The 1,087-nt window shown below is 73.8% G+C and carries 1 protein-coding gene; it reads right to left on the bottom strand.

Annotated features, from left to right (window positions below; genetic code table 11):
• A partial coding sequence (locus E1J61_RS37145) for a FimV family protein (protein WP_133098694.1) occupies positions 1–1,087 on the bottom strand: 1,087 nt, incomplete at both ends.

Genomic DNA, 1,087 nt, shown 5'->3' with positions numbered 1-1,087 from the left:
AGCAGCGGGTTGGCCAGCAGGCCGTCAAGGAACGACGGCTCCTGCACCGGTGCGGGCGGGGCCACCACGGGCGGCGCCGGCTTGGCTGCCGGGGCCGATGCCGGCGCGGCAGCCGCTGCTGCGGCCTGCGGCGCCGAAGCCCCGGCGGCTGCCACCGCCGGCGCTGCGGCAGCAGCGGCACTGGCGGCGGCATCCGGCACGGCGGCGGCAGTGGCTGCTGCCGCTGCCGGTTCAGCGGCATCGGCCTTTGGCGCCTGGGCAGCCACCACGTTCGGTGCGGCTGCTTCCGGCTTGGCCACCGCGGCCGCCTTTTCCTTCTCCTTTTCCTTGTCAGCCAGCGCAGCCTGGTTGGTCTGGCTCAGCTTGGCGATCTCGGCGTTCTTCAGCTCGAGCAGCTTCTGCATGTCGCCGATATTCTTTTCCAGCTGCGCCAGGCGCGCCTCGGCTTCCTTGACCTGGCGCTCGCGCGCGACGTTGGCTTCGGCCTTGGCGGCAGCATCGGCCTGCGCGCCCCGCTCGCCCTTGCTCAGCTTCAGCTCGTCGCGTGGGCCATCGGTCGGGGCGGCCTGTTCCTGCACGCGCGCCGTCACGTTGCCCGACTGCTGGCGGCCGCTGTCGGGTACGACCGACTTGGCCGCGGCGGCACTCGCCAGGCGGCTGCGATAGGCGTCGAAGCCCTGCGTGCGCGCCACCACCTCGCGGCGCGCCTCCTTCGGCGTGACGGACTGCGCCTGTTGCGGGGTCGGCACCTGCAGCACCGCGCCGCTGCGCAGCCGGTTCATGTTGCCGCCGATAAAGGCGTTGGGATTGTTGCGGTAGAGCGCGACCAGCATCTGGTCCAGCGACACCGATTCGGCGCCTTGTACGGCTTCGCCGGCAATCCCGTACAGCGTATCGCCGCGCTTGACGGTATAGCCGCTGCCCGGCGCCGTGTCGGCGCTGGCGGCGGGCGCGGACGGCGCGCGCCTGGCCTGCCGTGCGGGACGCACCGGCGCTGCCGGACGGGCGGATTCTGCGGCGGGCGCGGCCCCCTGTGCGGCTCCCGGTGCGGCCGCCTGCGGCGCCGCCGCAGCCGCGGGCTGTTGCG

It is taken from the genome of Cupriavidus sp. L7L (genome assembly GCF_004353535.1).
Lineage (GTDB): Bacteria > Pseudomonadota > Gammaproteobacteria > Burkholderiales > Burkholderiaceae > Cupriavidus > Cupriavidus oxalaticus_A.
This window is presented reverse-complemented; position numbering and strand designations above follow the sequence as displayed.